Source organism: Candidatus Accumulibacter cognatus (assembly GCF_000584975.1).
GTDB lineage: Bacteria > Pseudomonadota > Gammaproteobacteria > Burkholderiales > Rhodocyclaceae > Accumulibacter > Accumulibacter cognatus.
The window spans coordinates 44,025-64,141 of the sequence record NZ_JDST02000033.1 but is presented as its reverse complement, the minus strand read 5'-3'; the positions used below and the strand labels follow the sequence as shown (position 1 = coordinate 64,141).

The 20,117-nt window shown below is 62.1% G+C and carries 17 protein-coding genes and 1 tRNA gene; 11 read left to right on the top strand and 7 right to left on the bottom strand.

Annotated elements, in window-relative coordinates; translation table 11 throughout:
* Nucleotides 1–49: 49 nt before the first annotated feature.
* Nucleotides 50–811 (bottom strand): hydroxyacylglutathione hydrolase, encoded by a 762-nt coding sequence (gene gloB, locus AW06_RS07540; protein WP_034948008.1) that lies wholly within the window; start codon nt 809–811, stop codon nt 50–52.
* Nucleotides 812–838: 27 nt separating this feature from the next.
* Here gloB and AW06_RS07535 point away from each other — a divergent pair, with 27 nt between their 5' ends.
* The 3 genes from AW06_RS07535 to dnaQ are packed head-to-tail and all read left to right on the top strand — an operon-like array spanning nt 839 to nt 2,748.
* Complete coding sequence (locus AW06_RS07535) at nt 839–1,552, top strand: class I SAM-dependent methyltransferase (protein WP_034948005.1); 714 nt, start codon at nt 839–841, stop codon at nt 1,550–1,552.
* Nucleotides 1,549–2,010 carry a ribonuclease HI gene (gene rnhA, locus AW06_RS07530; RefSeq protein WP_034948001.1) on the top strand — a complete coding sequence of 154 codons (462 nt, stop codon included), beginning with the start codon at nt 1,549–1,551 and terminating at the stop codon, nt 2,008–2,010. Before AW06_RS07535 ends, rnhA begins: the two co-directional genes overlap by 4 nt.
* An 18-nt stretch (nt 2,011–2,028) precedes the next feature.
* Nucleotides 2,029–2,748, top strand: coding sequence for a DNA polymerase III subunit epsilon (gene dnaQ, locus AW06_RS07525; RefSeq protein WP_034947998.1), 720 nt, complete (start codon nt 2,029–2,031; stop codon nt 2,746–2,748).
* Between the two features lie 553 nt (nt 2,749–3,301).
* Here the strand turns inward: dnaQ and AW06_RS20110 are convergent.
* Entirely contained in the window at nt 3,302–3,817 is a 516-nt protein-coding gene (locus AW06_RS20110; protein WP_246148488.1) for a hypothetical protein, read from the bottom strand.
* On the opposite strand from AW06_RS20110, the gene dusB reads away from it, so the two are divergent.
* The 5 genes from dusB (at nt 3,816) to hemF (ending at nt 9,126) form a co-directional block, all read left to right on the top strand.
* The gene (gene dusB / locus AW06_RS07515) at nt 3,816–4,856 is read left to right on the top strand and encodes a tRNA dihydrouridine synthase DusB (protein ID WP_034947992.1); all 1,041 of its coding nucleotides are present in this window, start codon (nt 3,816–3,818) and stop codon (nt 4,854–4,856) included. The two genes, AW06_RS20110 and dusB, sit on opposite strands and share 2 nt — an antisense overlap.
* Nucleotides 4,853–5,098 (top strand): helix-turn-helix domain-containing protein, encoded by a 246-nt coding sequence (locus AW06_RS07510; protein ID WP_034923434.1) that lies wholly within the window; start codon nt 4,853–4,855, stop codon nt 5,096–5,098. The genes dusB and AW06_RS07510 overlap by 4 nt, the downstream gene beginning before the upstream one ends.
* A gap of 40 nt (nt 5,099–5,138) precedes the next feature.
* Nucleotides 5,139–6,704, top strand: coding sequence for a bifunctional phosphoribosylaminoimidazolecarboxamide formyltransferase/IMP cyclohydrolase (purH, locus tag AW06_RS07505; protein ID WP_034947989.1), 1,566 nt, complete (start codon nt 5,139–5,141; stop codon nt 6,702–6,704).
* A 138-nt stretch (nt 6,705–6,842) separates the two neighbouring features.
* Nucleotides 6,843–8,123, top strand: a complete 1,281-nt coding sequence (gene purD / locus AW06_RS07500) for a phosphoribosylamine--glycine ligase (protein WP_034947985.1) — start codon at nt 6,843–6,845, stop codon at nt 8,121–8,123.
* Between the two features lie 52 nt (nt 8,124–8,175).
* Nucleotides 8,176–9,126 (top strand): oxygen-dependent coproporphyrinogen oxidase, encoded by a 951-nt coding sequence (gene hemF / locus AW06_RS07495; protein ID WP_273704486.1) that lies wholly within the window; start codon nt 8,176–8,178, stop codon nt 9,124–9,126.
* On the opposite strand, the gene AW06_RS07490 is transcribed toward hemF, so the two are convergent.
* From AW06_RS07490 to AW06_RS07480, 3 genes are all read right to left on the bottom strand, one after another.
* A complete protein-coding gene (locus tag AW06_RS07490) occupies nt 9,121–9,897 on the bottom strand; it encodes a uroporphyrinogen-III synthase (protein ID WP_034947982.1) in 777 nt (258 codons plus the stop codon). The two genes, hemF and AW06_RS07490, sit on opposite strands and share 6 nt — an antisense overlap.
* On the bottom strand, nt 9,894–10,841 hold the full coding sequence (hemC, locus tag AW06_RS07485) for a hydroxymethylbilane synthase (protein ID WP_034947979.1): 948 nt from the start codon (nt 10,839–10,841) through the stop codon (nt 9,894–9,896). Before hemC ends, AW06_RS07490 begins: the two co-directional genes overlap by 4 nt.
* 320 nt (nt 10,842–11,161) lie before the next feature.
* Nucleotides 11,162–11,248: transfer RNA gene (locus AW06_RS07480), tRNA-Leu, on the bottom strand.
* A gap of 126 nt (nt 11,249–11,374) precedes the next feature.
* Here AW06_RS07480 and queA point away from each other — a divergent pair.
* The 3 genes from queA to chrA are packed head-to-tail and all read left to right on the top strand — an operon-like array spanning nt 11,375 to nt 18,022.
* Complete coding sequence (gene queA, locus AW06_RS07475) at nt 11,375–12,415, top strand: tRNA preQ1(34) S-adenosylmethionine ribosyltransferase-isomerase QueA (RefSeq protein ID WP_034947976.1); 1,041 nt, start codon at nt 11,375–11,377, stop codon at nt 12,413–12,415.
* A 41-nt stretch (nt 12,416–12,456) separates the two neighbouring features.
* Nucleotides 12,457–16,668: a DEAD/DEAH box helicase gene (locus tag AW06_RS07470; protein ID WP_273704484.1), complete on the top strand. Its 4,212-nt coding sequence runs from the start codon at nt 12,457–12,459 to the stop codon at nt 16,666–16,668.
* Nucleotide 16,669: 1 nt separating this feature from the next.
* The gene (gene chrA, locus AW06_RS07465; protein WP_034947974.1) at nt 16,670–18,022 is read left to right on the top strand and encodes a chromate efflux transporter; all 1,353 of its coding nucleotides are present in this window, start codon (nt 16,670–16,672) and stop codon (nt 18,020–18,022) included.
* A 197-nt stretch (nt 18,023–18,219) separates the two neighbouring features.
* Here the strand turns inward: chrA and AW06_RS07460 are convergent, their stop codons facing one another.
* Both AW06_RS07460 and rlmJ read right to left on the bottom strand, forming a co-directional pair.
* Nucleotides 18,220–19,065 carry a DUF3313 domain-containing protein gene (locus AW06_RS07460; RefSeq protein WP_246148493.1) on the bottom strand — a complete coding sequence of 282 codons (846 nt, stop codon included), beginning with the start codon at nt 19,063–19,065 and terminating at the stop codon, nt 18,220–18,222.
* Nucleotides 19,066–19,236: 171 nt separating this feature from the next.
* A complete protein-coding gene (gene rlmJ / locus AW06_RS07450; RefSeq protein ID WP_034947970.1) occupies nt 19,237–20,088 on the bottom strand; it encodes a 23S rRNA (adenine(2030)-N(6))-methyltransferase RlmJ in 852 nt (283 codons plus the stop codon).
* Nucleotides 20,089–20,117: the final 29 nt, after the last annotated feature.

The following is a 20,117-nucleotide window of genomic DNA, read 5'->3' as shown; positions in this document are numbered from 1 at the left end:
AGTCCGACAGGCTGCTAGCCACGCTCCAGGAAAACCCCTGAAAGAACCCTTAAAAACTGTTCTTCCACTCACGTAGCGCAGCAAACACCGCCACCTCATCGCGCGCCGCAGGGACTCTGCCTCGGGCTGCAGCCGCCACTTCCGGTTCGCGGCAGCGCAGGAAGGGATTGGTCGCCTTCTCGATTGCGATCGTCGACGGCAGCGTCGCCCCACCCCTGGCACGAGTGACGGCAACCTCTTCGACACGGCTTAGCAGCCGACGATTCCCGGGCTCAACCGCTAACGCAAAGCGCAGATTCGCCTGCGTGTACTCATGGGCGCAATACACCGCGGTGTCCTCAGGCAGCGCGGCCAGACGGGCCAGCGAATCAGCCATCTGTGCAGCGGTCCCTTCGAACAGACGACCACAGCCGCCGGCAAACAAGGTATCACCACAAAACAGGCAGCCTGAGCCATAATACGCAATGTGCCCAAGCGTATGTCCGGGCACCGCGATCACCTGAAATTCGATGTCGCAGGGTGCGATGCTGATCGTATCGCCGCTACGCAAGGGTCTGCTGATGCTGGCAATCGACTCCGCCGCTGGACCAAATACCTCGGCAGAATGATGCGCCAACAGTTCTGCAACCCCGCCTTGATGGTCAGCATGGTGATGGGTGATGAGAATGGCGCTCAGCGACAAACCCTCCTGCTCAAGCACATCGAGTACGGGGCGTGCATCGCCCGGGTCAACCACAGCCGCTGTCACGCCCTTGCGCAACAACCAGATGTAGTTATCCTTGAAGGCCGGGATCCGAATAATGTCGAACATTGATCCATTCTGGAAGAACTGCTGAAAATGTCAATCCCTGGCCTCGACACCTGGCTGGAAAGCCCGCAAGGGCGCTATGTCATGGCTTGGGAGCAAGCCACGATCGACGCCGTCGTCGCTGACCTTTTTGGCTATAACGCCATCCAGTTGGGTCTCCCTCAACGTGATTTGCTTGCCGAGAACCGTATCCCTCTCCGACAGGTGGCGGACGATTCAGGCCGGGTCGATGTCTTCTGTGATTTACGGCAACTTCCCTTCGCAGCGCACAGCATCGATCTGGTGGTCATGCCGCATGTCCTCGAGTTTCATGTGGACCCGCACCAGATTCTGCGCGAAGTTGAGCGCGTTCTGATTCCAGAAGGCGAAGTCCTGATTACCGGCTTCAACCCGATTTCCATCTGGGGGTTGCGCCGTGGTCTGCCGAACTGCCCCGACCATTTTCCGTGGAACGGCCACTACCTCTCGGTGCGGCGTCTCAAGGACTGGCTGCAACTGCTTGGCTTCGAGGTCGAACGGGGTACTTTTGGCTGCTATTCACCGCCATGCACGCATGCGCGCTGGCTTAAGCGTTGGCACTTCATGGAAACCGCCGGTGCTCGCTGGTGGGCTTTTGCCGGCGGCGTCTATCTGCTGCGCGCGATCAAGCGCGTACATGGCATGCGCCTGATACTGCCGAGCTGGAAGCAGCAGCGGTCTCCTCGTAAGGCCTTATCCGTCGTCAGTAAAAAGGAAACCCCATGAGCGATGAAGGAATCGTCACCATCTACGCCGACGGTGGCTGTCGCGGCAACCCTGGACCTGGCGGCTGGGGCGTACTCCTGCAGGCCGGTGATCGGGAGAAGGAACTCTGGGGAAGCGAAGTGGCCACGACCAACAACCGGATGGAACTCATGGCTGCGATACGTGCCCTCGAAGCGTTGAAGAGACCGGCGACAGTCGACCTGCATACTGATTCGCAGTACCTGCAAAAAGGCATCAGCGAGTGGATTCACAACTGGAAGCGCAATGGCTGGCGCACCGCCGACAAGAGGCCGGTCAAGAACGCAGACCTCTGGCAGCGCCTGGATGAGTTGACTGGCCAGCACCAGATCAGATGGTCATGGGTCAAGGGGCATGCCGGGCACAGCGGTAATGAACGCGCCGATGCCCTGGCCAATCGCGCCATGGACGAGCTGGCTCATACCCGCAAAACGAAATGAACCGCAAGGAAAGCGAGCATGCGCCAGATCTTCCTGGACACTGAAACGACTGGCCTGGAGCACAAGCTTGGGCACCGCATCATCGAAATCGCTGGCGTCGAGATGCGCAATCGGCGTCTAACCAATCGGCACTTCCACAGCTATTTGAACCCGGAAAGAGATATCGATGCTGGCGCCCTCTCGGTGCACGGGATCAGCCGCGAGTTTCTGCTCGACAAACCGCGCTTTGCAGATATTGCGGCGGAATTTCTCGGCTTTGTGCGGGATGCTGAGCTCGTCATTCACAATGCAGTCTTCGACGTCGGTTTTCTGAATGCCGAATTGACGCGGCTCAATATGGCGCCAGTGGAAGAAGTCTGCGCGGGCATATGCGACACCCTGCGCATGGCCAAGGATCTGCACCCCGGCAAAAAGAACAACCTCAACGCACTTTGCGATCGCTATGGGATAGACAACTCGCACCGTACACTACATGGGGCCTTGCTCGATGCCGAGATTCTTGCCGAAGTCTATCTGGCAATGACCCGCGGTCAGGAAAGTCTGATCATCGATCTTGGCGATGACAAAGCGAATGGAAACGAGACTGCCGGAATCACCCCCGCAGGCAGCCAATGTCGGGCACAGCTGATCAGGCGCGCCAGCCCGGAAGAAATCATTCTGCACGAGCAGCTGCTGGCAGCCATAGACCAAGCAAGCAAGGGTCAGTGCTTATGGCTGCAAATCGAGAACAACGGCTAACGCGGTGTCGCAGCGTACTCTGCCAAGGGTTGCGAATGTGTCCTAATCAGCCTTCGTTTGGGGTCTCGGGTGGGCGCCTTGGCCGCCGCACATGCCGCTTGGGTGGTCGCGGGTCGGGCGGGCGCGCATCAGTCTGAGCGTCCAGCGTGGGGTCAGATCTGGCAGCAGATGGGCGCGGGTCAGACCTCTGTGGAGCCGGCCGGGGTCCGGTCTTCCGTTGCTCAGGACGTCGGACCTGACCTGAGGTGCTTGGGCGTTTCTCCGGTTGCCGGTCTAAAGGACGTTCGGACTCACGGTTTCCCGGAGCAAGAGTGATCTCGATCTCAATGAGTTCATCCCATTGTTCGTCGGTTCGATCGCGCTCAGGTATGGCGAGAAGTTCTCGGAGCCGTCGGCGCGGATCCTGGGGAGGTAAGTCATTCATACCGATATTATGACTCACCTGGCCACCATCGTTCAACAAGCATCAACGATGAGGGAACTTCGGTCTGTCGAAAGGGACCAGGCTGTCGGGCCAACAGGCCGGCGGCACGGCCATTAGCGAGACGGATGATCAGTGCTCAACCCGCAGGCTGGCCGCAAAGGTGGTCTGCAAGATTTCAGGGAACTGGAAGCGGGCAAAAGTCCGGTGGATATCCGCCTCGTTCACGCCACGACTACTATCCTGAAAACGAATTCCCAATGGGCGGCCATTGGCGGCCAGAGTAGCAAATGCAAAGCGCCAACGCTGAGCTTCGGCCAGCCGCTCGCGCAACTCGCATTCATTGCTGATTTCCACGCCCGCCTGCTTGAGTGACTCGAGAAACTGGTCAAAAGACTCGCTGCTTAGGCTACCCATTTTTATTCTCCTGTCGAAGTATTGTCGTGCCAACCATGCCGCGAGTAACGCTCTCTGCAAGTAGTGGTTGACAGCCAGCATCAAGAAAACCACGTCGGAAAAGCGATCCGCTCTGAGAAGAACGCCAGAAGCCTTTTGGCGTTTCTGCCCGAGGCAAGAAGTGTCTGTTTTCGCGGCAGCAATCGCGGTAGAATCCGAAACTTGCCTTGCCCATCGGCACTTTACCAGCATGGAATTTCTCGGTTTTTCGCTTCGCAATCAGTTGTTCGTCGCGCCGATGGCGGGCGTTACCGATCGCCCCTTCAGGCAGCTCTGCAAGCGCATGGGTGCCGGTCTGGCCGTATCCGAGATGGTCACTTCGAACTCCCTGCTCTATGGCAGCATCAAGACCCGGCGCCGCGCCAACCATGCGGGCGAGGTTGCGCCAATTTCGGTACAGATTGCTGGCGCCAGTCCCTCGATGATGGCTGCTGCGGCACGTTACAACGTTGAGCGAGGGGCTCAGATCATCGACATCAACATGGGCTGCCCGGCGAAGAAAATCTGCAACGTCATGGCCGGTTCCGCCCTGCTCAGGGACGAGCCGCTGGTCCGGCAAATTCTCGAGGCCGTCGTCAATGCCGTACCGAGCACCCCGGTAACCTTGAAGATCCGCACCGGCTGGGACAAAAACAGTCGCAACGCCTTGAACATCCTCAAGATCGCAGAGCAGTCAGGAATCAGGGCCCTGGCAATGCACGGCCGCACGCGCGCCTGCGGCTACAGCGGCCAGGCCGAATACGAGACGATCCAGGCAGCAAAAGCCGTGGCGACTATTCCCATTATCGCCAATGGCGACATCGACTCTCCTGAACAGGCAAAACATGTCCTTGACACCACCCATGCCGACGCGCTAATGATCGGACGTGCCGCGCAGGGGCGCCCATGGCTGTTCCGCGAGATCGAGTATTTCCTGAACACCGGAACCTACCTGCCTCCGCCACGGGTCATTGAAATTCACGAGGTACTGCTTGAGCACCTTGAGGATCTATATCTCTTTTACGGTGTCGAAACCGGGGTCGGTATCGCACGCAAGCATATTTCCTGGTATACCAGGGGTCTGGTCGGCTCGGCAGCTTTCCGTCACAGGATGAACCAGTTGCCAACCATCGAACTGCAAAGACAGGCAGTCAATGACTTTTTCTGTGCCCTCGCGGATTACCAGGAGCATTTGAGCTATGCCCGCACAACTCCTTCACCGCATGCCAACTTCGAGGACCTTGCAGCATGAAGCGCAACGACGATGACCATATCGCAACTTGCGTCGGCAAGGCGCTGGAAAACTACTTTCAACAGCTTGAAGGCGAGAAGCCGGCTGCAGTTTACGCGATGGTGATCAAGAGCGTCGAACGCCCAATGCTTGAAGTCGTACTCAGACAGACCGGCGGCAATCAGACCCTGGCGGCCGAAATCCTAGGGATCAACCGCAACACACTGCGCAAGAAACTGGTCGATCACAAACTGATCGACTGAACACTCCTATTACCCTTTTAAGAGCTGCCACCCGCCCACCATGAAAATCCGCCAAGCCCTGATCAGCCTCTCCAACAAAAATGGCGCCCTCGAATTCGCGCAGGGACTGATCGCTCATGATGTCAAACTGTTATCCACTGGTGGCACCGCCCGGATGCTCCGTGACGCTGGTCTGCCGGTTACCGAGGTGGGCGATTACACAGGCTTCCCGGAAATGCTCGATGGCCGCGTCAAGACCCTGCATCCGAAAGTACATGGCGGCATCCTGGCGCGTCGTGATCTGCCCGAGCACATGGCCACGCTTGAACGGCACGGCATCCCGACCATCGATCTGGTATGTGTGAATCTCTACCCATTCCGTGAAACCATTGCCCAGACTGGTGTCACACTCGCCGAAGCGATCGAGAACATCGACATCGGCGGCCCGGCAATGCTGCGTTCGTCAGCCAAAAACTACCCCGGGGTGGCCGTGGTCACCGACCCCGAGGACTACCCGGCATTGCTCGCCGAAATGACGGCCAGCGATGGCGCCCTGAGTCTTGACACACGTTTCATGCTTGCCAAAAAGGCCTTTGCGCACACTGCGCGCTACGACGCAGCGATTGCCAACTGGCTGACTTCGCTCGACGAATCGAACCAGGCCGGGACGTTTCCCGTTTCTCTGCAACTCGCCTTTGATCGCGTCGAAACGCTGCGTTACGGCGAGAATCCGCACCAGCAAGCAGCCTTCTACCGCGATCCCACACCTCTTGCGGGTTCGATCGCCAACTATCGGCAGCTGCAAGGCAAGGAACTCTCGTACAACAACATCGCCGATGCCGACGCCGCTTGGGAGTGTGTCAAGACTTTCGACAAGCCCGCCTGCGTGATCATCAAACACGCCAATCCCTGTGGTGTGGCAATCGATGTCAGCCTGCTGTCCGCCTACGAAAAAGCCTTCCAGACCGACTCGACCTCGGCCTTTGGCGGCATCATCGCTTTCAACGGCACGGTCGACGCCGATGTCGTGACCGCCATGAATGTCCGCAAGCATTTCGTCGAAGTCCTGCTGGCACCGGCTTTCAGCGACACTGCCCGGGCGATGCTGGCCACCAAACAGAACCTGCGCGTCCTCGAACTGCCGCTGGCCAGGGGCCAGCATACTTTCGAAATGAAGCGCGTCGGTGGCGGGCTACTGTTACAGACCCCCGATCAGTTCAACGTCCAGGCTTCCGACCTGAGGGTGGTGAGCAGGGTCGCACCGACTGACGCACAGGTCGAAGATCTGCTCTTCGCCTATCGGGTTGCCAAGTTCGTCAAGTCCAATGCCATCGTCTTTTGCGGTCACGGCATGACCCTCGGCGTTGGCGCCGGCCAGATGAGCCGCGTTGATTCGACCCGCATCGCGGCCAATAAGGCGCAGAATGCCGGCCTCGACCTGGCAGGTTCCTGTGTCGCCTCCGATGCTTTCTTCCCCTTCCGCGACGGGCTCGACGTCCTGGCGGCTGCAGGCGCCAAGGCCGTCATTCAACCTGGTGGCTCGATGCGTGATGAGGAAGTGATCGCTGCCGCCGACGAGCATGGTCTGGCGATGGTGTTCACCGGTGCGCGGCACTTCCGACATTGATTCTTTGAATGATGCTGGGGAGAACACGGTGCGGAAGATCATGGTCAGAGTCGTCAGTGCCAGGGCACGGCGCAGCTCGATGGGGGCGCGCCAGCGGGTACGCGCAGCAGCTCAAGTTCTGGTGGTGAAAGGACTGTCATGAAGCTAATGGTCATCGGCTCAGGCGGTCGCGAGCACGCACTCGCCTGGCGGCTGGCGAAGACTCCTGGGTTGCAGAAGGTTTTCGTCACGCCTGGCAACGCGGGCACGGCGCGCGAGCGTGAACTCGAAAACGTCAACCTCACCGACCCCGAAGCGCTCGCCGACTTCGCCGCAAAGCACAAGGTTCATCTCACGGTAGTCGGTCCCGAAGCCCCGCTCGCTGCCGGCATCGTCAATCTTTTTCGCGACCGCGGTCTGAAGATCTTCGGTCCGACCAGGGAAGCCGCCCAACTCGAAAGCTCGAAGGACTTCGCGAAGCGCTTCATGGCCAGGCACAATATTCCCACTGCCCGCTTTGCGACCTTCTCCGATATCCGCGCTGCACACGCCTACGTCGACCAGCAGGGTGCGCCAATCGTCATCAAGGCCGATGGACTGGCTGCCGGCAAGGGAGTGGTGGTGGCCATGCACCTGTCCGAGGCCCATGACGCGATTGACCGGATGCTTCCCGCCAGCGGTGACAGCCCGGCAAGAGATTCGGCCCCAGCACGTGTGCTGATCGAGGAATTTCTCGAAGGCGAAGAAGCCAGTTTCATCGTCATGGTCGACGGCAAGAATGTGCTGCCGCTGGCTTCAACACAGGATCACAAGCGTATCGGCGACGGTGATACCGGCCCCAATACCGGTGGCATGGGTGCTTACTCACCGGCACCGGTGGTCACTCCGGAAGTCCACGCCCGAGCCATGCGCGAAATCATTCTGCCGACGGTACGGGGAATGGCTGCCGAAGGTATCCCCTACACCGGATTCCTCTACGCTGGCCTGATGATTGGCAAGGACGGATCGGTCAAGACCGTCGAGTTCAATTGCCGCCTCGGCGACCCGGAAACACAGCCAATCATGATGCGCCTGAAATCCGACTTGCTGACCCTCCTCGATCATGCCGTCGCCGGCCGGCTCAACCTGGTTGAGGCGAGCTGGGACCGTCGTGTCGCACTGGGCGTCGTGCTGGCCGCAGCCAATTACCCCGGTACTCCGCGCACCGGCGATCTGATCAGCGGACTTCCGCAGGGCAGCGAGGACAGTCATATCTTCCATGCCGGCACCACCGAGCGCGATGGCCGGATCGTCACCGCCGGTGGGCGTGTGCTGTGTGTCACGACACTTGCCGACAATGTCAGGCAGGCCCAGAAACGTGCCTATGACATTATTATCGGTATCCACTTCGACGGCATGCAGTATCGCCGTGACATCGGCCACCGCGCCGTCAGCCGGTGAGCCCGGTCAGGCAGTCACCAACCGCCACGGCACCGGCGGACGCGGACCAGGGATGATCGACCCGACCCGCCTCAAGGCATACTTCACCGACCTGCAAACGCGTATCGTCACGGCCATCGAAACGCTCGAAGGTCGTACCGGCGCGAGCTTCCGTGCCGATCCCTGGGAAAGGGAAGCCCACTCGCTACTCGCTGGCAGCGGCTGCACCTGCATCCTTGAGGGAGGTCGTGTTTTTGAACGCGGCGGCGTTGCTTTCTCGCAGGTCAGCGGCGCCGCCTTGCCGGCCTCGGCAACCGCCAAACGCCCAGAACTGGCGGGCTGCGCCTTCGCCGCGATGGGCGTGTCGCTGGTCCTGCATCCGGAAAACCCCTATTGCCCGACCGCGCACATGAACGTGCGCGCCCTGCTTGCAACCCGGGCCGATCTCGATCCTGCCTGGTGGTTTGGCGGCGGCATGGACTTGACTCCCTACTACCCATTTGCCGAAGACATCCGGCATTTCCACATGACCTGCAAGCAAGCGTTGCAGCCTTTTGGAGCAGACACGCACGCTCGCTACAAGCAATGGTGCGACGAGTACTTTTTCCTCAAGCACCGTAACGAACCGCGCGGGGTCGGTGGCATCTTCTTCGACGACCTCAGCGAGGGCGGCTTCGAGCGTTGCTTCGCGCTGACCCGGGCGGTCGGTGACGCGTTTACGGAAGCCTATCTGCCCATCATTGCAAAGCGGCAGAACCTGCCCTATGGCGAACGCGAACGTGACTTCCAGGCGTACCGACGCGGACGTTATGTCGAGTTCAACCTGGTCTGGGATCGCGGCACGCTATTCGGCCTGCAGTCGGGCGGGCGCACCGAATCAATCCTGATGTCGCTCCCTCCAGTCGTCAAATGGCGCTACGACTGGCATCCTGAAGCCGGCAGCGCCGAAGCCGCGCTCTACGACATGCTGGCGCCACGCGACTGGACGGAAGCCCCGGCTACATGGCCAATTCTTCGCTCATGATCGCTGCCAATCATGGCTGCATAGCGCAGCAATGATTCCGGCATCGGCTGCTCCGGTCAGGATAACCCGCCGCATGGCAAGCGCATGCGCCAGCTCGGCGATGCGCTGATGCGGCACGAACATCGGGGTGCCGCGCAGACAGGCGTTCGCCGGTGCGTCGAGCAGGCCGACGAGATTGCGCAAGCCCTCGCTCGATGAAATCGTCAGGGCGTCGAGCTGGCTACTGCGCCATAGCGCCTGCAGCGGGGCCGCGTCGGCCGGTGCCGAGCGCTGGTAGCAACTCACCGCATCGACTTCGGCGCCCCGTTCTCGCAAGGTATCGGCCAGCAGTTCGCGGCCACCATTACCGCGAAAGATCAGCACACGCTTGCCAGCAACGCCCGCGCGCCGCATTTCCGGAAGTTCGAGCAGTGCCTCCGAATCGAAGCGATCGGCCGGCGCCAGCACGTGGCCGATGCCATAACGGGCAAGCCGCGCGACGCTGCTCTGGCCAATCGCCACCGCGCGCAGACCCAATGGCCACGCCTGTCTGGCAAGAATCGCCGGGACACTGAAATCGACTGCATTCGGGCTGATGAAAATCGCCAGCGAGTAGTCTCCGAGACGCATGATCGCCGCCTGCAAGGGGGCAGGGTCGATGACTGGAGAAATCTCGAGCAGCGGAAAAATCAGCGGCTCGCCACCTTGCTCGGCAATCCAGCCAGCCAGACGCGAAGCCTGCGCGCGCGGGCGCGTCACGACGATTGTCAGACCACGCAAGGGTTGCGTCATTGGCAGCTGGCGAGCTGCTCCAGGATGACCTCGGCCCCCTGTTCACGCAGCCGCTGCGCGAGCAGGCGACCGATCGACTCGCCGTCTTCCGGAGCGCCGTACTGTTCCCCGGCGATCATCTGCTTGCCGTCCGGCGTTGCGATGAAACCTCGCAACCAGAGATGACCACTATCGAGCAACGCGTAGGCAGCGAGCGGGACTTGGCAGCTACCCCCCAAGGCACGCGAAAAGGCCCGTTCGGCGCGCACGCAGTGCGCGGTCTCGCTGTCGTTGAGCGGTTCCAGCAGTGCCATGATGTCAGCGCGCCCTGATGCGGCCTCGATCCCGAGGACTCCCTGTCCTGGTGCTGGCAGTGACTGCTCTGGCGTCAGGATAGACCTGATCCGTGCTGCCAGGCCCAGACGTATCAAGCCTGCGGCAGCGAGGATGATCGCATCGTACTCCCCCGCATCGAGCTTCCTGAGCCGCGTATCGAGGTTACCACGCAGGCTACGGATCACAAGTTGCGGGTATCCGGCGCGCAGGATCGCTTCGCGACGAAGGCTGGAGGTTCCAACCACGGCCTTGGCCGGCAACTCGTCGAGCCCGGCAAAGCGGTTCGAAACAAAGGCATCGCAGGGATTTTCACGCGCTGAAATGGCTGCGATGGCGAAGCCCGCAGGCATTTCCATCGGCAGGTCCTTCATCGAATGAACCGCGAGGTCAGCACGGCCTTCCTGTATCGCCAGTTCGAGTTCCTTGATAAACAGCCCTTTACCGCCGATCGCCGACAGCGGACGGTCGAGGATCTGGTCGCCGCGAGTCGTCATGCCGAGGATCTCGATGCGACTCCGTGGGTATGATTCCATCAGGCATCCACGGACATGCTCGGCTTGCCACAGAGCCAGGCGCGACTCCCGCGAGGCGATGACAATACGCGACTGAACTGGCTCTGCTGGGTTCAAGGCAGGGTTCCGCTAGCGGCACCGGCACGCACGTCGTCACACCGACGCACAGACCCTTTCGATGCCGAACATTGATGAGCGATTCTAAAGGTCATGATTTTTCCAGGCCCCCGATCATGGAAGTCATGACCGTTTCCCTCCCCTGACTCCTCCTCCACGAGAGGGAAGGAGGGATTCGTGAGTCGCCGGCACGACATTCACATTAACATGCCTGCGCACCCCGCTTCTCGCGTCAATCGCCTGAATCGATCGGGCAGACAGCGCCCGCCTACCCGAGGCGTGTTATAATTCGAAGCTTTGCAAGCATGTGCTGTTCTGGATGGTGCCGAGAGGGGGAATCGAACCCCCACGATGTTTCCACCGGCGGATTTTGAGTCCGCTGCGTCTACCGATTCCGCCATCTCGGCTTTGGCTCGCAACTCGCGAGCCGGAAGAAGTTCTGATTATCGCTGATTCTCCACTCAGGAACAAGCAGACTCATCATATTCCGTTCCACGTCGGCGCTTGCTCGACAATTCTCTGCAGACTTACGCATGCTGACGCTCGACGATTTCGACTTCGATCTACCCGGCGAACTGATCGCCCAGCACCCGACCGCAGAACGCACCGCCAGTCGTCTGTTGCAACTGTCCGACGGCATCATCCACGATCGCCGCTTCAGCGAGCTCCCGGAAATCGTTGAAGCCGGGGATCTGCTGGTGTTCAACGATACGCGCGTGTTCCGCGCGCGCCTCTTTGGTCGGAAGGAAAGCGGCGGCCAGATCGAGGTTCTGATCGAGCGCATCGTCGATGCTCGTCATGCCGTGGCACAAATCCGCGCCAGCAAAGCGCCGCAAGCCGGCAGCCGCATCTTTCTCGAAAATGCCATCCTGCTGAGCGTACGCGGTCGTTGCGGTGAACAGCACGAGTTCTTCGACCTGGAACTGCTGGAGCCGGCTGGCGAAAATGACCTCTGGAGCCTGCTCGATCGCCACGGCCGCTTGCCCTTGCCGCCCTACATCACGCATGCGGCGAGCGCTGCCGACGAAGCGCGCTACCAGACGGTTTTTGCCCGCCATCCTGGCGCTGTCGCCGCACCCACTGCCGGCCTGCACTTCGACGAGGCGCTGCTGGCTGAACTCGCACAGCGCGGTGCCGAGATGGCCTGGCTGACGCTGCACGTCGGCGCCGGCACCTTCCAGCCAGTGCGAGTACAGCGCATTTCCGAGCACCGCATGCACGCCGAACGTTTCGAGATCCCGCCCGCGACGGCCGCTGCGATCGCCCGAACGCGTGCGCGCGGCGGCCAGGTCATCGCTGTAGGGACAACCAGCCTGCGTGCGCTCGAAGCGGCTGCAGAGCACGGAGAGCTGCACGCTGGCGCGGCCGAAACCGACATCTTCATCACTCCGGGCTACCGCTTTCGCGTCGTCGACCGGCTGATCACCAACTTTCACCTCCCAAAATCGACGCTGCTGATGCTCGTTTCGGCTTTCGCCGGACTGGATGCCATCCGCGGCGCGTATCGGCACGCGATCAATCAGCGTTATCGCTTCTTCAGTTATGGTGACGCCATGCTGCTGCACCGTGGCTGATTCATGCACAAGCCTCCACTCCCTTTCCCGAAACCGCCGCCATGCTCAAGAACCCCTTGAACAAAGCAGCCATCGAGCGACTCGACCAGCATGGACTGACTGCCGACACGCACAAGGTGGCCCTGGCCTGCGCACTACTGTGGACCGCCCGTACGCAGACCGACGTACACCACCTGCTTGGTTTGAGTGGTCTGACCACCAGCACCGGCAGAGCGTTTACCTTCAACGATGTAAAGAGCGCGGTCGAGGAACTCAAGGACAAGAAACTGCTGCTCGGCGATGTGGCGCACCGCCCCAACGCCTTTCAACTCGTGGACGCTTTGCGTGCGCCGCTCTACCGGCAGTTGCTCGAGACCCGGCCAGGAAACTGCCTGCCGAGTCTGATCGCCGAACTCGATGGTTTCGACCTCACGCGCTTCGGCTACTACTGGCCGAGCAGCAGTCTTCCGGCGACCATTGCCTATGTGCGCGCCAAGTTCTTTTCCGGCACACCGAGCGAAGAGCTAGCAGCGATCCGGCAACGGGTCGCACGTTCGATGGACTGGAACTCCATCCTCACGCAGGCACTCCTGCTCGGTTTCGATGGCCCCAGTTTCGAGTACATCGATCCGGCCGAACGCTCGTGGCTCGCTTGCCTGGGTGTGGCATCGATAGGTTTGAACTGGGCGGAGGATTTCAACCCGATCGCGGAGTGGGCTTTTGACCAGCTCAGGCGGCAACCCGACCAGGTGTCCAACGATCTGCGTTCGGCGCTTGCCGAGCTGGCGTTGCAACGCAGTGACGCCGCCTTGTTGCAGGAAGCCCTGCAGGGGCTCGACAACGGCCTCGCTGCCGCCATTGGGGCCGCAGCCCTGGTCGTTGACAGCCAGTGGGCAGCCGGACAAGCCGCTTTCGAGGCAGCCCTGAAGCAGCGCAAGGGCGAAATCGGCAGCAGCAAGAACCTCCTGCCCGTGAGTATCGGATGGCTCTACCCACTCGCACTGCTCGCCCAGTCGACCCCGAAGCATCTGGAACTGGCGCGCAAGTTCTGCATTGGCGAAGCCGGCCAGCGCGATCCGAGTGCATTCTCCGCATGGGGGCGCTGGGTCCATGCCATCGACGTTCGTCTTGGCAAGACAGCGATCATCCATGCCGCTTTCCAGCCAGCGCGCGACCAGGAACAGCGCTGGGGACTGGGTTCGCTCTGGGCCATTCTGCTCTCGGCCTGGCTGGGTAGCGAGACGATCGCTGCGCCAGGTACGCAGCCTACACCGCATACGGCTAGCGGTTGGCATGAGACGATCATCGCCCTGCGGCGGAAGCTGCTGAACTGTCATCTGAAGTTGCCGAGCCGCATGCTGCGTGGCGCCGAGGAGCTACTTTCCGGACGCGATCCACCGACCGGTTATTTTGTCGCCGCTGCTGGCCAACAATGGCGCACGATTCTCGACGCCCTGCAATCGCTCGGCAGCGAGCAAACTGCTGCCGAGGCCGGCAGCGAAACGACGCGCCTGCTCTGGGCCATCGAGATCGGCAAGGAGGGTCAGTTGCTCGGCATCAAACCGCTCGAACAGAGGTGTGGTCTGCGGGGCTGGGGACGACCCCGCGCGCTGAGCCTCGTGAAGATCTTTGGCAACGAACATCTGCCAGCGTGGGATGCCAAGGTGGCGCGCGCGCTGCGCCCCGAGCGCGGCTACAGCAACCGCTATCGTATCGACCTGCCCACGGCGATCGTCGCCCTGGTCGGTCATCCGTGCATCGTCCTGGCAAATGCGCCAGAGCAATTCGTCGAACTCAGCGAAACGCAGCCAGAGCTGGAACTGGTCCGTCAGGGCGAACATTTCGTGATGCGCATCGAGCCACCGTTGCGACCAGTCGTCGAAAGCCCGTACCACCATGTCGAAGATGCCGACGAGCGTCGCGAGAACGAAGCGCTGCGCTTGCTCACACTCGTCCAGGACGGCCCGCAACGTCTTCGGCTGGTGCGTTTCTCGGCGGTGCAGCAGCAGGCCGCACAGCTCATCTCGAGGCGCGTTGCCATTCCCGCCAATGCGCCAGGAGCGCAGACCGAGGTCGAAAAGACCTTGCGTGCGCTGTCCGGACGTTTCCAGGTACACGCCGACTCGGCACAGGCCTCCCGGCAGGTGGCCAGCGATTCGCGCCTGCGTGCCGAACTCTCGCCGGTTGGCGAGCACCTGGCGCTACGCCTGGTGGTGACACCGCTGGGCCCCGACGGCCCACGCCTGCCGGCGGGCAGCGGCCGACTTCGCCTGATGAGCGTGCGCGGAAGCGAGAGCGTCGGCACCGAACACGACCTCCAGCGCGAGCGCCAGCATCTCGAAGCGGTACTCGATGCCCTGCCCTTCCTCGACGGCAATGATGGCGTCAGCGAATGGCTGATCGAAGATCCCGAGCAGGCACTCGGGGCGGTCGAAACGCTGCCGACGCTGGCCGCGATTGCCGCGGTTGAATGGCCCAAGGGCAAGGCCGTTCGCGTCGTCAGCGTCGATACGCGGCAGCTCGGCGTCAGCGTCAGCCGCGAGCACGACTGGTTCCGCCTCTCCGGGCAGGCGACGCTCGACGAGGGCCTGGTGCTGCAGCTCGAAACCCTGCTGACGGCGGCACGCGAAAAATCCCGCTTCGTCCCGATGGGGGACGGTGTGTATGCTGCGCTGACGCGCTCACTCAAACAAAAGCTCAGCGAACTCGCGGCGGTTATCGAAACCGACAAGCAGGGAGGCAAGGCACCGACGATCGCCGCCGCCTGGCTCGACGAGATTCTCGACGGCACCCGGCTCGACGCCGGCAAGGATTTTCGCGAGGCCATCGAGCGCCTGCGCAGCGCCCAGTCCTCCGAACCGAAACCGCCGAGCCTGCTGCAGGTCAGGCTGCGGCCCTATCAGGAAGACGGCTACCAGTGGGCGATGCGTCTGGCGACCGCCGGCATGGGCGGCTGTCTGGCCGACGACATGGGCCTGGGCAAAACGCTGCAGGCACTCGCCGTGCTGCTCGAGCGCGCCGCCGGCGGGCCGGCGCTGGTCATCGCACCGACCTCGGTATGCGGCAACTGGTTCGCCGAAACACGTCGTTTTGCACCGACGCTCAACGCCCGCATCTACAGCGACGCCGGCGACAGCGAACGCGAGGAACTGGTCAGCCAGGCCGGGCCGCAGGATCTGCTGATCGTCTCCTACACGCTGCTGCAACTCGCGCAGGAACGCTTCGCCGGGCGCAACTGGCACACGCTGATCGCCGACGAAGCACAGGCGATCAAGAATGCAGCCGCCAAGCGCTCGCAGGCGGTGTTCGAGCTCAAGGCCGATTTTCGCCTGGCACTGACCGGAACGCCGGTGGAAAACCGCCTCGCCGACCTGTGGTCGATCATGCGTTTTGCCAATCCCGGCCTGCTCGGCACCGTCAACCGCTTCAACGAGCGCTTCGCGGGTCCGATCGAACGTAACCGCGACCGTGACACCCAGCATGTCCTCAAGCGCCTGATCGCTCCCTTCGTGCTGCGACGAAGCAAAGCGGAAGTACTGCAGGAACTGCCGCCCCGCATCGAGCTGATCCTGACGGTCAGCCCGGAGAGTGCCGAAGCCGCGCATTACGAAGCCTTGCGCCGCGAAGCCGCAAACGAGATCGGCAGCATGCTCGACAGCACGCCGGAAACGCAATCCCGCTTCAACATCCTCGCGCAACTGACGCGCCTGCGGCGTGCCGCCTGCGACCCGCGCCTGTGCAACCCCGAGTTCGGGATCAGCGGCGCCAAGGTACAGGCCTTTGGCGAACTGGCCAGCGAGCTCATCGCCAACGGCCACAAGGCGCTGGTCTTCAGCCAGTTCGTCGATTTCCTGAGCATCCTCCGCGAACCGCTCGACGCAGCCGGAATTCGCTATCAGTACCTCGACGGCGCCACCCCCGCCGCCGAGCGAACGCGCCGGGTCGCCGCATTCCAGGCCGGCGAAGGCGAGCTTTTCCTGATCAGTCTCAAGGCCGGCGGCTTCGGCCTCAACCTCACCGCCGCCGACTACGTGGTGATCACCGACCCGTGGTGGAACCCGGCGGCCGAGGATCAGGCGATGGGACGTGCGCACCGCATCGGGCAGCTCAGACCGGTCACCGTTTACCGGCTGGTCACCAGGGGCACCGTCGAGGAACGAATCGTCGACCTGCACCATGAGAAACGCGCGCTCGCCGAGAGCATTCTCGCCGAAGGCGAAGCCAGTGCCTTGCCATCGACCGAGGATCTGGTGGCGCTGATCCGGGGGAAATGACATGAACCGCGGCCTCGCAAACCCTGCAGCTCCCCCCTCAGTCAGCTTCTGGCAGGCGTTCGCCTTCTGGCTCAAGCTGGGATGCATCAGTTTCGGTGGCCCGGCAGGACAGATTTCGATGATGCACGCGGAACTGGTGGAACGTCGTCGCTGGATTTCCGAGCGACGCTTTCTGCACGCACTCAACTATTGCATGCTGCTTCCCGGTCCCGAAGCCCAGCAACTGGCCACCTACATCGGCTGGCTGATGCATCGCACGCCTGGCGGCGTGGTCGCCGGAACCCTGTTCGTGCTGCCCTCGCTGCTGCTTCTGATCGGTCTGTCCTGGGTCTATATCACTTTCGGCGAGACGCCGTTGGTGGCTGGTCTGTTTTACGGCATCAAGCCGGCAGTCACCGCCATTGTCGTCCAGGCGGCGCACCGAATCGGAATGCGTGCCCTCAAGAACCCGTTCCTCTGGGCGATCGCGGCGGCTTCCTTCGTCGCCATCTTCGCGCTCGCCGCACCGTTTCCCGTCATCGTCGCCGTCGCCGCACTGCTCGGCTACATCGGCGGACGGGTCGCACCCGAGAAATTCCAGCTTGGCGGCGGCCACGGCCCGGCCGAAGCCGCGTTCGGTCCGGCCTTGATCGACGACGACACCCCGACTCCGGAGCATGCCCGCTTCGGATGGAACAGACTGATCAGGGTGCTCATCGTCGCGGCTCTTCTGTGGGCCATCCCGATGGGCCTGCTGATTGCGACCCACGGTTGGCAGCACACGCTGACGCAGATGAGCTGGTTTTTCACCAAGGCCGCGCTGCTGACCTTTGGCGGTGCTTATGCCGTTCTCCCCTACGTTTACCAGGGAGCCGTCGAACACTACGGCTGGCTGACCGCGACCCAGATGATCGACGGCCTCGCGCTCGGCGAAACCACCCCTGGGCCGCTGATCATGGTGGTCGCTTTTGTCGGCTTCGTCGGTGGCTACCTCCAGGCCGTTTTCGGCCCGGACAGCCTGCTCCTCGCCGGCGCGGTCGCGGCTTCGCTGGTGACCTGGTTTACCTTTCTGCCGTCATTTGTTTTTATCCTGCTCGGCGGACCGCTGGTCGAGACCACCCACAACCAGTTGAAATTCACCGCACCACTGACCGCCATCACCGCGGCGGTGGTCGGGGTGATTCTCAATCTGGCGCTGTTCTTCGGCTATCATGTCCTCTGGCCGAGAGGTTTCGCTGGCAGCTTCGACTGGATCTCCGCGCTGATCGCTCTCGGTGCCGCGGTCGCGCTGTTTTACTACCGGCAGAATGTCATTGCCGTCATCGCGGCCGGCGCCGTCGTCGGCCTGCTGGTTGAAATGCTCATGCTGTCCTGACCACGAACTGTCATGACTTTGCAAGAGCCCCCCGGTGATGAAAGTCATGACCGTTTCCCTCCCTTGCAGGGCGCATGCCGGCTTGCACGCCGGAATCGTTCGATGGGCGCAGAGCATGCTCCGCGAAACCCCGCCTTCGCCCCCGCAAGTGGGAGGGGAGATTCGTGAGTCGCTGACGCGACTTTCACATTAGCGGGCTACCGGGGTTTCACTCCGCGCAGCACGGCCAATCGATCGGCGATCAGCAGCGACCATTTGTCGAAAGCGTCGCGTGCGTACGACCAGCTCTGGAACGAGCTCATGTAGCCCTTGATCCAGGTATTGGTGGCAGCGGCCGCGCCGGCATCGATGTCGGCGGCGTACTTGCGGCCGATCTGCGCATCGGCGCACTCACCAAGAACAACGTTGCTGGCGCCGTCGAGAAACTGCATTTCGATGCCGGTCTCGCCGAGATAAGGCGTCGAACCCGCAGGCCTCCCCGATGCCGGACCGGAAGCAGCCTCGGCGACGAAACCGTAGGGGATCGCGGTGCCTGCCAGACTCCGGCTGACCTGCGTCGGCACCAGGTTGGTGAGCTCGATCCGCAACACCAGGACCCCCGGCCCAGGTTGCGTGACGATCTGCATCTGCGGTTTCAGGGACTTGCTCAGGGCATTGTGGAAATAATCGACCAGTGCCTTGAGGTCGGTCGGGTCGACCGCCTCCTGCTGATCCGCCTTGAGGCTGACCAGAATGCGGGTGATCAGCACCTTGTCGTAGCGTTTGAGGTCGACATCGGTGTTCCGCCAGCACAGCGCTCCGTCGCCACCGGGCGCTTTCGTCAGGCGCTGGTAGTCACTGAGAAAGCCGCTGCGCGTGATCCGTGTCGGATCGCTGACCGTCACGTCGCCCGATGGGCCCGTCAATTCGGCACAGCCGCCGAGCAGCAGGGTGCCGGCAATGCCGCCGATGAGCGCGACCTGGTGCGACGACCGACGGGGTCTGGTGGATACGGCCAGTTGGCCCGTGGCCGGATCGGAATGTCCCTTTGTCGCAGTCATCATCGCTTCTCCCATGGTTCAAAGCGGTCATTGTACACGGTGATGATGCCGCACCTGCTGTCGATGTGCCCAAGCATGCCGACACCTTTGCCCAGCTCTGCCACGACAGAGTCTGGGAGCGCGATGAAGCCTTGCGGTTCCAGTCCCCTGGGCCCGACCGGATGCTCGGCATCCCTAGCGGGCTGAATCCTGACTTTCAAGCGTGTAACCTGCGCCTGCATCCTGCCCGAGTCGCTCGACCAGGCAGGGCATCACTGCCTGCAAGGTCGCTTCCAGGGTCCAGGGTGGATTGATCACGAACAGACCGCTGCCGTGCATCCCGAAACCGTCGCTGGCCGGCGTTCTGACGCGCAGCGTGACCTGCAGCCAGCGTCTTGCCGGCAGATGCTTCAGGCGCGGCGGCAAATGGTGCGCTTCGAGCCGGGTCAGTTGGGGATACCACAGCAGATAGGTGCCGCCAGGAAAGCGCGACAGGCTCTCCCTGAGGGAATGCACCACCCGATCGTAATCGCGCCGCTCCTCGTACGACGGGTCGATGAGAACCAGTGCTCGCCGCGGCGGCGGCGGCAACAAGGCCTTGAGGGCCGCGAATCCGTCGCCCTCCTCAACGATCACGCGTTTGCCGCAGGCCGCGAAATGCTCCCGCAGACGCACTACGTCCCGGCTGTGCAGCTCGAAAAGCCGTAGGCGGTCCTGTGTCCGCGTCGTCGCCATCGCCAGGGAAGGCGAACCAGGGTAGATCTTCAGGCGGCCATCGGGATTGGCTGCGCGCACCAGACCGAGATAGTCCTGCAGGGCCGACGGCAGATCCTGCCTCCCCCATAACCGTCCTATGCCGTCCCGGTACTCGGCAAGCTTGGCTGCCTGCCCGGAATCAAGTGCATAAGCTCCCGCCCCGGCGTGCGTATCGACGTACCAGAAAGCACTGTCCTTCTGGCCGAGGTAGCGCGTCAGTTGCACCAGTACCAGATGTTTGAGGACATCGGCGTGGTTGCCGGCATGGAAGGCATGACGATAGCTCAGCATCGGCCAGAACCCTGCGTGGTCGTGGCGGC